The 11,700-nt window shown below is 70.4% G+C and carries 10 protein-coding genes; 6 read left to right on the forward strand and 4 right to left on the reverse strand.

Going from position 1 to position 11,700, the window contains the following annotated elements; all coding sequences use genetic code 11:
* Position 1: 1 nt before the first annotated feature.
* Entirely contained in the window at positions 2–694 is a 693-nt protein-coding gene (locus tag D3273_RS23810; protein ID WP_129229437.1) for a sugar transferase, read from the reverse strand.
* 300 nt (positions 695–994) lie between these two features.
* Between D3273_RS23810 and D3273_RS23815 the strand changes: the two genes are divergently transcribed.
* Together D3273_RS23815 and D3273_RS23820 are read left to right on the forward strand one after the other, a co-directional pair.
* Positions 995–2,149 carry a glycosyltransferase gene (locus D3273_RS23815; RefSeq protein WP_129229439.1) on the forward strand — a complete coding sequence of 385 codons (1,155 nt, stop codon included), beginning with the start codon at positions 995–997 and terminating at the stop codon, positions 2,147–2,149.
* A gap of 207 nt (positions 2,150–2,356) precedes the next feature.
* Complete coding sequence (locus tag D3273_RS23820; protein WP_129229441.1) at positions 2,357–2,668, forward strand: hypothetical protein; 312 nt, start codon at positions 2,357–2,359, stop codon at positions 2,666–2,668.
* Between the two features lie 36 nt (positions 2,669–2,704).
* On the opposite strand, the gene D3273_RS23825 is transcribed toward D3273_RS23820, so the two are convergent.
* Positions 2,705–3,934, reverse strand: a complete 1,230-nt coding sequence (locus tag D3273_RS23825) for a family 16 glycosylhydrolase (RefSeq protein WP_165359651.1) — start codon at positions 3,932–3,934, stop codon at positions 2,705–2,707.
* A 1,095-nt stretch (positions 3,935–5,029) separates the two neighbouring features.
* Here D3273_RS23825 and D3273_RS23830 point away from each other — a divergent pair.
* The 4 genes from D3273_RS23830 (at position 5,030) to D3273_RS23845 (ending at position 8,440) form a co-directional block, all read left to right on the forward strand.
* Complete coding sequence (locus tag D3273_RS23830) at positions 5,030–5,437, forward strand: PRC-barrel domain-containing protein (RefSeq protein ID WP_129229444.1); 408 nt, start codon at positions 5,030–5,032, stop codon at positions 5,435–5,437.
* Between the two features lie 408 nt (positions 5,438–5,845).
* Positions 5,846–6,091 carry a hypothetical protein gene (locus D3273_RS23835; RefSeq protein ID WP_129229446.1) on the forward strand — a complete coding sequence of 82 codons (246 nt, stop codon included), beginning with the start codon at positions 5,846–5,848 and terminating at the stop codon, positions 6,089–6,091.
* A gap of 385 nt (positions 6,092–6,476) precedes the next feature.
* Positions 6,477–7,553, forward strand: a complete 1,077-nt coding sequence (locus tag D3273_RS23840) for an endonuclease/exonuclease/phosphatase family protein (protein WP_165359652.1) — start codon at positions 6,477–6,479, stop codon at positions 7,551–7,553.
* A complete protein-coding gene (locus tag D3273_RS23845) occupies positions 7,550–8,440 on the forward strand; it encodes a YihY/virulence factor BrkB family protein (RefSeq protein WP_129229450.1) in 891 nt (296 codons plus the stop codon). Before D3273_RS23840 ends, D3273_RS23845 begins: the two co-directional genes overlap by 4 nt.
* A 62-nt stretch (positions 8,441–8,502) precedes the next feature.
* Here D3273_RS23845 and D3273_RS23850 read toward each other — a convergent pair whose 3' ends face one another.
* A complete protein-coding gene (locus tag D3273_RS23850; RefSeq protein ID WP_129229451.1) occupies positions 8,503–9,183 on the reverse strand; it encodes a response regulator transcription factor in 681 nt (226 codons plus the stop codon).
* Positions 9,180–11,171 carry an ATP-binding protein gene (locus D3273_RS23855; RefSeq protein WP_245501359.1) on the reverse strand — a complete coding sequence of 664 codons (1,992 nt, stop codon included), beginning with the start codon at positions 11,169–11,171 and terminating at the stop codon, positions 9,180–9,182. Before D3273_RS23855 ends, D3273_RS23850 begins: the two co-directional genes overlap by 4 nt.
* Positions 11,172–11,700 lie beyond the last annotated feature (529 nt).

Genomic DNA, 11,700 nt, shown 5'->3' on the forward strand with positions numbered 1-11,700 from the left:
CTCAGTAGGAACCCTTGGACTTCAGCACGGCCGGGATCGTCATCAGCATGATGCCGAGGTCGCCGCGGAAGTTGCGGGTTTCGACGTAATGGCAATCGAGGCTGACGCGCTGGTGGTAGGACACGTCGCTGCGGCCCGACACCTGCCAGGCCCCGGTGAGGCCGGGGCGCACGGCCTGGTACTTCTCGATGTGGGCGCCGTAATGCACGGCTTCGGCCGGAACGATCGGGCGGGGACCGACGAGGCTCATCTCGCCGCGCAGCACGTTGAGAAGCTGGGGAAGCTCGTCGAGGCTCGACTTCCGCAGCACCCGGCCGAGCGGCGTCACGCGGGGGTCGCTCTTGAGCTTCTGGCTGGCCGCCCATTCTTCACGGGCCGCCGGGTCTTCCGCGAGGTGGCGCTGGAGGACCTCGTCGCCGTTCACCACCATGGTCCGGAACTTGAGGCAGGGGAACATCTCACCGCCGCGGCCGATGCGCTTGTGGCGGATCAGCAGGGGGCGTCCCTGGGCCAAGAGCGCCAAGCCGATCACGGCGAAAAGCGGCAGGAAGACCAGGACGATAGCGACCGCCGTGGCGATGTCGAACGAACGCTTCGACCAGTCAGCGAGGGGACGACCCGAGGTCGAGCTGTCCAGGGTCTGCTCGGTCCATCTCGCACCTGCAGCGACAAGATTCACGGGCTTCTGTGACACGGGATGATGCTCCTCAGGGTCGGTCTACGGGCAAGCGTCCGCATCGGTCAGTCGGACATTTACGCCCTATTAACCAATCGTCAAGGAACGAAGTTCAACCCCGATAATTATTTCGAAAAATAAGCTTGGGTTGGAGTGGGTCCATCCGACTTATGGTACGCGTTGACATGCATATACTTTCGTCCAACGAGGCAGCTGAGCGATGGACACTGGGGAAAATAACGACATGCGATGGCGTCGGCTCGTCAGGTGAGGTGGGTTTCAGGGCAGTTATGCTGCAGCAGCGAACAGGAAAAGCCTATGAAAGTTGCAATCGTGCATTATTGGCTCGTCGGCATGCGCGGCGGCGAAAAGGTCATCGAGGCTCTGTGCGAGATGTTCCCGGAGGCCGACATCTTCACGCATGTCTACGTCCCTGAAGCGGTGTCGGAGCGCATCAAGGCGCATCGCGTGACGACGTCGTTCATCTCGTCGCTGCCGCGTCCGGCGAAGAGCTACAAGAGCTACCTGCCGCTGATGCCCATGGCGCTGGAACAGCTCGACCTGCGCGGCTACGACCTGGTGATCAGCTCCGAATCCGGCCCCGCGAAGGGGATCATCCCTCCCGCCGGCGCGGTCCACATCTGCTACTGCCATTCGCCGATGCGCTATGTTTGGAACATGTTCCACGACTACCGGGAGCGGACCAGTTTCATCAAACGGCTGCTGATGCCGCCGCTGTCGCACTACATCCGCAACTGGGACGCCATTTCGGCCAACCGCGTGCACGAGTTCGTCGCCAACTCCCACACGGTCGCGCAGCGCCTGCAGACCTACTATCGACGGGAGTCGACGGTCATCAACCCTCCGGTCGACACCGCGAGTTTCGGGCCTGTCCCGGAGGCGGAGCTCGGCGATTATCACCTCATGGTCGGCGAGCAGGTCCGCTACAAGCGCCCGGAGCTCGCCGTCGAGGCGTTCAACAGGTCCAAGCGGAAGCTCGTGGTGATCGGAGGCGGGGAAATGCTGCCCGAACTGCGCGCGCTGGCCGGGCCGACCGTGTCGATCCTGGGGCCGCAGCCGTTCGCGGCGCTCCAGCACCATTACGCGCGGTGCCGAGGGCTCGTCTTCCCGGGCGAGGAGGATTTCGGGATCGTGCCCGTCGAGGCCATGGCGAGCGGTCGACCGGTGATCGCCTATGGCCGAGGCGGCGCGACCGAAACCGTGGTGGAGGGCGTGACGGGGACGTTCTTCCACGAGCAGGCCGTCGAGCCCCTGCTCGACGCCGTGGAGCGTTGCGAGGCGATGGACTTCGATCCGGACGTCGCCGTCGCCCACGCGTCCGCCTTCGGCAAGCAGCGCTTCAAGGCGGAGATGGGCGCCTTCATCGCCGAAGCGGTCGGCCGCGCCGGGAAGGCGTCCACCGTCAAGCCTGTCGGCGGAACGCGGCCGGAGCCGATGCGCGTCCGGGCCTGACGGGCCGCGCGGGGAGCGGCAGGACGTCACGCGTTCGGCCCATCGCCCGCGGGCCTGTTCGCGCCCTCTCGAACCCTATATGATCCCTTTCAACATGCTCCGGGTGAGACGCGGCATTATCGGGCCTGACCACCTCGGCGGATGGTGACAGTGTCGGGAAAGGTTGTCTCCGTAAAGAGAGCGGTGGGGTTTCAGGGGAGAGGCGGGATGCTGGTTCTTTGTGGGGGCGCGTTCATCGTCGGTGTCGCGGCCTCGGCTGCGATCCCCTTCCCCCCGTTCGCGTTGGCGTTGACCATCGCGGTCGGGATCGGTGCCGGTTGGGCGGGCCTGCATGGCGCGGGAGCGGCGCAGCTGGTGGTCAGCGCGCTCGCCCTTCTGGTCGTCACCCAGGTCGGCTACGGGCTGGGCCTGATCGGGTCCGCGCTGGCGGACACCGCCCGCCAATCGTTTCAACGGCCGCCCGCGTCGAAGAGCGTTTCGTCCGCGATGCCGGACCTCCACCTCGGCGAGAAGCCCTGACGGCCGCCGGCCCTTCGCGGGTCGGCGGCCCTCGCCTCAGGGGATCTGGATCGCGTAGGTGTGCGGCCCACCGGCGCCCATGTCACCGAACCCGTACCGCGCCACCCCGTCGACCTTGAGACCGGCCATGAACAGGTTTCGGTCCTTGCCCTGTCCTTCGTATATGTCGTTGAGGAAGTTGACCGTGACCTTGTGCGCGCCCCGCGCCAGGTTGGCCGGTAAGGACAGCGACTGCGGCTGAGCCTTCGTCCCCGTCGTGGTTCGTACGCCTCCGATCACCGCCCCGTCGACGCTGACCGTGAACTCGCAATCCCCCTTGTAGGCATCCTCGTAGAGGCTGAGCGTCAGGACGTCGGCGGGAGGGGCCTTGGCGGACGTGGCCCCGTAGAGGCCCGGATCGCTGCCGCCCGGCGTCGACACCGCGGCCTGAACGACGGCCACGGCATTCGGGTCTTTCGAAAAGGCGCGCACGTAATCGACGTCCATCGTCATCGCGGCGGCGTTCGCGGCATAGGGCGTGTCGCGCGCGAGATCGAAGATGACATACATGGGTCCCGCCATGTCGTCGGGAGTGGGCTTGGTTCCCATCAGCACGCCATCGACGTAATACTTGATCGTCGCCGGCTCCCAATCCATGCCGTAGGTGTGGAAGCCGCTGGAGATTTCCGGGTGGCTGCTGAAGAAGTTCCAGGACACCCCCGACGGGGCTGCCTGGGTCGTATGAATGGTCGAGTATACGCCCTGGGTGTAGGCGCCGTATTGCTCGACGACGTCGAGTTCCTGCCACAGCGAGCCGTTGCGCCCGGCCGGATGCAGGGTCGTCGCCGGCAACAGCCAGAAAGCCGGCCACGTGCCGGGCACGCTGTTGAACTTCGCCCGCATCTCGAAGTAGCCGTAGCTCTGCACGAAAGACTGACGGCTGTGGATGAGGCCGGATTGCCAGCTTCCCGGATATCCGGACCGGACCGTGTAAGGTATACCCGTGATCGTCAAGGCGCCATTCCGCACTGCGAACGGGTCGTACCCGGACGCCGAGTCGAGAAACGAGGACTTCCCGAACCCGATGTCGGAATTGGCATCGTATCGGTTGGCGGCTCGAATGTCGGCCCAGGTCGTCGTCGCTCCCGTCTGCGAGATGCTGCGGCCGTCGAATTCCTCATCGAAGGTCAGTTTGAAGCCGGTGAGGTCGATTTTTTCAGCATGTGCCTCGATCGAGGTCAGTCCAATCGCTGCAACAGCCAAGGCTAATAGGTTGATATTGGACACGCTCGAGCCTCCGTGATCCTCGATCCGTGCCGCATATACCTTGCTGATTTCTGAAGGTGCTGGACACATCGATCGCTTCAGCGATGCCCGTGCGGGAAACCGTGTCCGAAGGCTGGGAATGACGAACAGATCGTCGCAGACATTCGGCGGAAGCGACCTGATGGGCCGCCTGCGTCCGAGCCCGGTGTTGTGCGCCGGCCGCCGAAAGACGGCCCACCCCCTCCGCTGCCGCAAAGGGGGTGAGGTCCGTCTCGATCGCTTCGATGCGGCGCCCCCCGAGAGTGCCAGTCAGCCCGAGCTCGTCGGTGGTCAGCGGCTCGGTCTTCAGCGCCTCTGTCACGCCATACGCGGCGAGGTTGTCGCCGACGATGAGGTTGGCCTCCGCCCGTCCCGCGCCCAATGCACCGCGCCGCCCGCCGCCGTCATGGCGGCTCCGGGCGTCAGCGGGTCGCCGTCGCGCCGCCGCAAGCTTTCGCGCTCGATGGCGTGGCCGGCGTCGCGCAACGCGCCCCGGTCGGGAACCTCCGCGACCATGGCGCGGTGCGGCACTTGGCACGAAGGTGCGCCGTCGCCACCCTCGCGTCGCGACGGAACCGGGTGTCCTGCAGGGCGTCGCGGGCCGCCGCCGGGATCGGGCGGTCGACGACGACGGTGGGAAGGGGTCCGGCCGGCTTGCGCCGCGTGATCTCCTTGGCCACGAAACGCCCGGTCGCGGCCATGTCGGCCAGGACGGCATGGGCGGCACTCAGGTCCGGGAACTCGACGAGACCGAGGGCGACTCGCCTTGCACGGCGCGACGGAGGTCTACCGGTTGCGGCTCCTGGTCGAAGGAGCCCGGAAGCACGAAGGCTTCTGTTTCCGTCGGAAAGCGATCAGGTCCCGTAATGTCTGTCCCTCTGCCTGGATCCGCCCGACCTCGACCGGGACTGAACCTGCGCATGTCGGCCCGGAATCCTGCGGGCCCGCGCGGAAGTGTCAGGTTTTCCCCGACGGTCGAGGCGGTTTCACCCGACTGAGCGCGGGCCGACGCGGCTCCGATATCGGGACCAGCGACGGGGCATACGCCGCCCCGGACCGCACCACGGAGATTCCGCCATGAAGACCCTTCTCGCCGCCGCCGCCCTGTCGTGCTTCGCCGCCGGCTCCGCCTTCGCGGCGGACACGACCGGCGGCGGCATGATGATGGCCGATCACGCCACGGCGACCATCCGCTATGTCACGGTCGCCCCCGCCGACATCATGTCGTCGAAGCTCGTCGGCCAGGACGTGTACAACAACCAGGGCGACAAGATCGGCAACGTCGCCGACCTCGTCATCGACAACGGCAAGACCGTCACCGGCGTGGTGCTGAGCGTCGGCGGCTTCCTCGGCATGGGCGAGCATTACGTGCTGATCGACCCGGCCTCGATGGTGCTGAGCGACAAGAACGGCCTGCACGGCGTGGTCGACACCAACAAGGACACGCTGAAGAACGCCCCGGCGTTCAACTACAAGAAGTCCTGACCTTTCCCCTTTGTCCCGCCGGCTCCGGCCGGCGGGATATCGGTCGGCCGCCGATCATCGCCCCAGATCGGCGGCCTTCGCGCGTCCGGCGCCAGCCCATCGCAGCCCGGACGGGGGCGGAAAGGCGGCCGAAAGCTCCGCCGCGGCCGTGCGGGGCCCCGGCGCGCGGGCTTTCGCATCCGGCGCGGCACGCTCCCGGGGGCACGCGGCCGTCGCGGTCCAGCACCCCGCATCCGAGGTCGTGTCAGGTTCTTCCCGACACGGTTTTCCGATCCGCCCGACTGATCGTCCGGCCCGGCCGGCCCATATCGAAGCGGACATCGTCGCCATCGGCCATCGCAGGCCGGGCGGAGGTCGCCCTTCGCCGGAGGGCCGCCTCGTCATCTCCCCGGCGAAGGACGGATCACCATGGCCTTCACCCTCAAGTCAGCGTCGCTGGTCGGCGCCGCGTTGCTCCTGCTCGGCGCGTCGGTCGGCACCGCCGAAGCCATGCCGGTCGCCTCCCCGGGCGCGCAGGCGTCCGGCATCGAGCAGGCCGCCTACATGCATCGGCACTACCCGGGCTATCACAGCCGGTCGGCCCGCCGGTTCCGCCACGCCCGCCGCAACTCGCCCAACCGCTACTGCCAGAACCAGCCCTCACGCTGCCATTGAGTCCTGGGCATCGCGCCGCCGCCCCGGACGACGGCCGATAGTTCTGTTATGGCGCGGGGTCCGACGGATCCCGCGTCCCCGTTCGGCATGGGTGTCCCGTGTCGGGGGGCGTGCGCTTCGCCCGTTCCGGCCGTCGTTCCCGCCGCCAATCCCGCCGCCGAGGGGCGCGTTCGACGTCGCCGCCATCGCGTCCGCGGGCCCGTTCCGGGTCGGCATCCCCGCCGGGTGCGGGCCGCCCCGGCCGGTGCGCGACGGGGACAGGGAGCCCGTCCGCGCCGTTGCGGTGGGAACCGACGGGGCGATGGGCGTCCTCGCCGGCCGGCTCGACCGTGCCGCCTTCCCGACCAGCCCGCCGCCGTCCGACGACCTCCGGGAGAGCCCGCCCTTGCTCCGACATCTCAGACTGGCCCTGCTCGGCGTCCTCGCCTTCGCCATCGGGGTCGCCCTCCTGGTGTCGCTCGTCCCCTTCATCGACACGGGATGGTGGCTGGTGCGGATCCTCGATTTCCCGCGGCTGCAGTTCGCCATCGTGACGCTGCTGTTGCTGGTGCCGCTGCCCTTCGTCCTCCGGGCCCATCCCCGCACCGCGCTGGTGCTGGCGGCGGCGGCCCTCGCGGCGCTCGCCGCCGACGGCTACAAGCTGTGGCCCTACCGGCCCTTCGCCGGCACGGCGCTCGCGGACGCGTCCTGCCCGGACGACCGGCGCCTGCGGGTGATGATCTCCAACGTGCTGCTGTCGAACCGCCAGTCGCAGACCCTGCTCGACGAGGTGCGGACGCGGAAGCCCGACCTCTTCCTCGCCATGGAGGTCGACGACTGGTGGGACAGGACCCTCGAGCCGCTCGCCGCCGAGATGCCCTACGGGGCCACCAAGATCACCGGCTCGTATTACGGCATGCGCCTGTTCTCGCGCCTGCCGCTGTCGGACACGCAGGTGCGCTTCCTCGCCGGGCGCGACACGCCGGCGATCGTCACCGGCGTGCGGCTGCGCGACGGCGAAACCATGACGTTCGTCGGCCTCCACCCCCGCCCGCCGCTGGTCGGCCAGTCCGCCCTGCCGCGCGACGCCGAACTCTATGCCGCGGCGAAGATCCTGCGCGACCGCGCCGGGCCGGCCTTGATGGCGGGCGACCTCAACGCCACGCCCTGGGAGGACGCCGTACAAAGGACGCGCCGCGTGGCCGGCCTCGTGTCGCCCCGCCAGGGCTACGGCTACGTGTACAGCTTCGACGCGCACTCCTGGTGGGCCAAGTGGCCGCTCGACCAGATCGACACCAAGCCCGGCTTCACGACCCTGTCGCTGGAGCGCCTCGCCCCCGTCGGGTCCGACCATTACCCTTATCTCGTCAGCTTGTGCCGCGACCCGGACGTGACGGCGCCCGCCGCGGTCCCCGAAAGCGAGGACGACAGCGCCCGCATCGCCGAAGCCGACCGCGCTGCCGGGGCGGAAGCCGCGCGATGACGCGCAGCGACGGGAGCCGGTGGCTCGCCATCCTGCGCACGACCTGGGCGGAGATCGGCGCCGACCGCGCCTCGATCGTCGCGTCCGGCGTCGCGTTCCGGGTCGCGCTGGCGCTGTTTCCCGCGGTCGCGCTGCTGATCTGGATCGGCAGCCGCACGGTCGGGCCGGAGGAAGCGCGATCCCTGGCGCGGATGCTGTCGGAGCTGTTGCCCGACGCGAGCCGCTCGATCGTCGAGCGCGCGGTCCGGGCGGCCCTGCGGAGCAACCCCGCGGACGGGAACGCCGAAGCGGGATGGCTCGGCGGCTTCGCGCCCGTCGCCGGCGTGCTGATCACGCTGTGGAGCGCCAACACGGGCACCAAGGCCCTCTTCGGCGCGCTGAACATCGTCTACGACAAGGAAGAAACGCGCGGCTTCGTGCGGCGAAACCTCGTGACGCTGGCCTTCACGGTCGCGACCCTCGTGCTGCTTGTCGCCGTGGTCGCGGCCCTGGCGGCCTCGCCGTCCGTCCTGTCGCACCTCGGCGTCGGCGTGGTGGCCGGGACGGTCGTCCGCTGGCTGCGCTGGCCGGCCCTGTTCGCCGGCTCCGCGCTGGCGCTGGCGCTGCTCTACCGCTACGCGCCGAACCGGAACCGGGAGCGCTGGCCGCTCGTCACGGTCGGCTCGACGCTGGCGGCGGGGCTGCTGGTGCTCGGCGCGGCGCTGTTCTCCTGGTTCACGGCACGCTTCATGGGGCTCAGCGCCACCTACGGCTCGCTCAGCACCGCGGTGGCGTTCCTGTTGTGGCTGTGGGTCGACTTCTTCGTCGTCCTCGCCTGCGCGGAGCTCGATTCCACCATCGAACGGCAGACCGGCCTCTACGGTGCGCGCAACACGCCCGACCCATGACGCGAGCCCCCGAGGCTCGACATGACCTCGGGTCGACGGGATCGGCGCGCCGCGAGCGGGCTTCAGGTCCCCTCGGCCAGCCCGGCGAGCCAGCCCTTCACGGCGCCGTAGCGGACGATCTCGGCGCGCGAGCGCAGGCCCAGCTTGTCGGACGCGCGGGCCTTGTAGGTTTCCACCGTCTTCACGCCGACCTCGAGGCGGATGGCGATCTCCTTGTTGCTGAACCCCTGCGCGGTGAAGCGCAGAACGTCGGCCTCGCGCGGGCTCAGCACGGCGTCGGCGGCGGCCGCCTTTTCGGTCGCGGCGGTCTCGGCCAGTGCCTTCCCGGCCACGGAAGGGTCGAGATAGAGCCCGCCTTCCGCCACGGCCCGCACGGCCCGCACGAGGTCCTCGGCGGCCGAGCGCTTAAGCAGGTAGCCCCGGGCGCCGGCGTCGAGCAGCTGCTGCACGTAGGCCCGGTCCTCGTGCACCGTGAGCGTGATGACCTTGACGCCCGGAGCCTCGACGGCGATGCGCCGCGCGAGGTCGAGCCCGTTGATCTCCGGCATGGAGATGTCGAGCACCGCGACGTCGGGGCGTTCCGCTGCGACGAGGCGCAGCGCGCCGGCGCCGTCGCCGGCTTCCCCCACGAGGTCGATCTCGGGCGCCGACTGCAGCATGGCCTTGATCCCGGCCAGCACGACGGGGTGGTCGTCCGCGACGACGACGCGGATGCGCGTGCGGGGTGTCGCCCTGTCGGTCATGCCGCGTCCTTCGCCGTGGGGTCGACGCCGAGCGGGATGGCGACGAACAGCGTCGTGCCGGCCCCGGGCGACGATTCCACCGTGAGCGTTCCGCCGATCTGGTTCAACCGTTCGCGCATGCCGAGGAGGCCGAGCCGCCGCCGCGCGCCCGGCACCGTCGCGGCGGGCGAGTCGGGGTCGAAGCCGACGCCGTCGTCCTCGATCACCAGGCGCACGTCGCGCGGCCGGCGGTCCAGCACCACGCTGACGGTGGTGGCCCGCGCATGCTTGAGCACGTTGGTCAGCGCTTCCTGGACCACGCGGTAGGTGGCCGTGGCGACCTCGTCGGGCAGGCGCTCCTCCGAGCCGATCACCTGGACGTCCGCGGCGACGCCGTAGCGGGCGCTCCAGTCCGTCGCGAGGGCCGCCAGGGCGCGCGGCAGGCCGAGGTCGTCGAGGGCGGTGGGCCGCAGGTCGGACGCGACGCGGTGCAGGTCGCGCCCGATCGTGCCGGTCAGCTCCTGAAGCCAGCGCACGCGCGCGACGAGGCCCTGCCCGGGGGCGTCGCCGCTCGAACCGTCGAGCGCCCGCTCGAGGCCCTTCAGCCCGAGCGACAGGCCCGTCACGTGCTGGCCGACCTGGTCGTGGAGGTCGTGGGCGATGCGGCGCTGCACATCCTCCTGCGCGGCGGCGAGCCGGCGCAGCAGGTCGGACCGCTCGGCTTCGGCCCGCTTCTGCGCCCCGATGTCGGCGACGATGCCGTGGACCTCGTCGCCGTCGGATCCGGCCGCCGCCCGGCCGCGGGCGTGGAACCAGCGCGGGGCGCCGGGCGCCGACACGGTGCGGAAATCGACCTCGAAGCTCCCCCGCGCGGCGAGGCAGCCCCACGCCGCCCTGCGCAGCGCGTCGCGGTCGTCCGGATGGACGGCGCCGAGGATGGCCCCTGGCGACCAGGTGGCCTGGCCCTCGGTGCCGGGGAGGTCGAGCAGCTTGCGGCAGCGTTCCGAGCCCGACACGCCGTCCCGCGCGACGTCCCAGCGCCAGGTGCCGAGATCGGCCGCCGCGACGGCCAGCGCGGCCCGCTCCTCGCTGGCTTCGAGCGCCGCCGCGGCCCGGCTCGAGTCCTGCCGCCTGCGGCGGGCGAGGTCCCGGGCGAGCGTCACCACCAGGGCGACGGCCAGGGCGAGGCTGACCGCCACGGCCGCCGCAACGGCGTAGAGCGCATGCCGCACGGGCCCGTCGAGAGCGTGGCGGGGGATGCCGAGGTGGACCGACCACGAACCCGTGCCCGGCAGGGTCGCGTAGACGGTTTCCACCGACACGCCTTCGCGCGTCGTGCCCTTGTAGAAGCCGCCGCTGCCGGTCGCCACGGCGCGCCGGACCGACGCCGACGCGGGCAGGCCCACCGTGTCGGCGTCGCCGCGGCTCCGCGCGATGAGGTTGCCGCTGCGGTCCACGACGGCGCCGATCCAGCCGTCCGGGATGCCGGCCTTGCGCAGGATGTCGCCGACGGCGTCCGGCTTCAGGGCGATCGTGAGCACGTCGCGCAGCTCGCCGTCCCGCAGCACGGGCACGCGCAACGCCACGAGCCGCCTGCCCGACACGGGCCCGACCGGCCCGATGCCGCCGACCGCCGGCGCTTGGCCGCGCCTTACCTCGTCGAACGTATCCCGGTCGGCCGTGGGCCCGAGCGGCCCGCCGAGCGGCCGCAGCAGGTTCAGGACCTGCTCGCCCGCCGGGTCGTCGAGCTCCACCGTGTGCCACAGCGGATGGGCTGCGGCGACGCGTTCGGCGGTGCGATAGAAGCTCGGCAGGTCGGGCCCGTCCAGGGCCGTCGACGCCGCGAGCGTTTCGGCGACCCGCACCTGATCGTTCATCTCGGCGGTCACGCGCTCCGCCACCTGGGCCACGGTGTCGCGCGCGGTCCGCAGCGCGGCGCTGCGATGTTCGTCGGCGGTGCGGTAGGCTGTCCACCCGCCAAACAGCAGCACGGGGATCGACGCCGCCATCAACAGCGGGAGCAGAGGGCTCGGCCGGGCCGGCCCCACCCCGTCCGGTGGCGACGAGCCATCGCCGCCGGGCCGTCGCCCGGCCGAAATCTGTCGTGGCCGGACCATCGGTGTCGGTGGATCTTCGGAAAGCTCCCGCGACGCTAGCTTCATCCGCCGGCCCCGTAAAGCGATGGGTGCCCGCATCGGCAGCGCCGAGTGCCCCCCCTTCGCGGTTTCTTCGACGGGCGTGCGACGCGCAACATCCGGCCCGCGGCGCCCGCAATGTCGTCCCCTCCTGGGCACCCCGACGGGTCCCGGTCGTGCGGCGCGGGGGAGGGGCCGGCCGGGCACGGCTCCGGGATGTCGGGTATCGCGGCCGCAGCGCCCCCCTCCCCTCCCCTGCCGGCGCCCGTCGCGCAGCGGGACGCCTCACGCCGGCGCTCGCCTTGACGCGCGAAAGCCCCGAGGTGTGGGCCTCGGGGCTTTCGGGATGGTGATGGTTGGTTGCGGGGGCAGGATTTGAACCTGCGGCCTTCAGGTTATGAGC

It is taken from the genome of Lichenibacterium minor, assembly GCF_004137685.1.
GTDB classification, from domain to species: Bacteria; Pseudomonadota; Alphaproteobacteria; order Rhizobiales; family Beijerinckiaceae; genus Lichenihabitans; species Lichenihabitans minor.

Bases quoted from the DNA above. Each gene is read 5' to 3' on its own strand.
- D3273_RS23835 (WP_129229446.1), top strand. From the start codon at position 5,846: ATGGCCTTCACCCTCAAGTCAGCGTCGCTGGTCGGCGCCGCGTTGCTC.
- D3273_RS23845 (WP_129229450.1), top strand. From the start codon at position 7,550: ATGACGCGCAGCGACGGGAGCCGGTGGCTCGCCATCCTGCGCACGACC.
- D3273_RS23830 (WP_129229444.1), top strand. From the start codon at position 5,030: ATGAAGACCCTTCTCGCCGCCGCCGCCCTGTCGTGCTTCGCCGCCGGC.
- D3273_RS23850 (WP_129229451.1), bottom strand. From the start codon at position 9,183: ATGACCGACAGGGCGACACCCCGCACGCGCATCCGCGTCGTCGTCGCG.
- D3273_RS23815 (WP_129229439.1), top strand. From the start codon at position 995: ATGAAAGTTGCAATCGTGCATTATTGGCTCGTCGGCATGCGCGGCGGC.
- D3273_RS23820 (WP_129229441.1), top strand. From the start codon at position 2,357: ATGCTGGTTCTTTGTGGGGGCGCGTTCATCGTCGGTGTCGCGGCCTCG.
- D3273_RS23855 (WP_245501359.1), bottom strand. From the start codon at position 11,171: ATGGCGGCGTCGATCCCCGTGCTGCTGTTTGGCGGGTGGACAGCCTAC.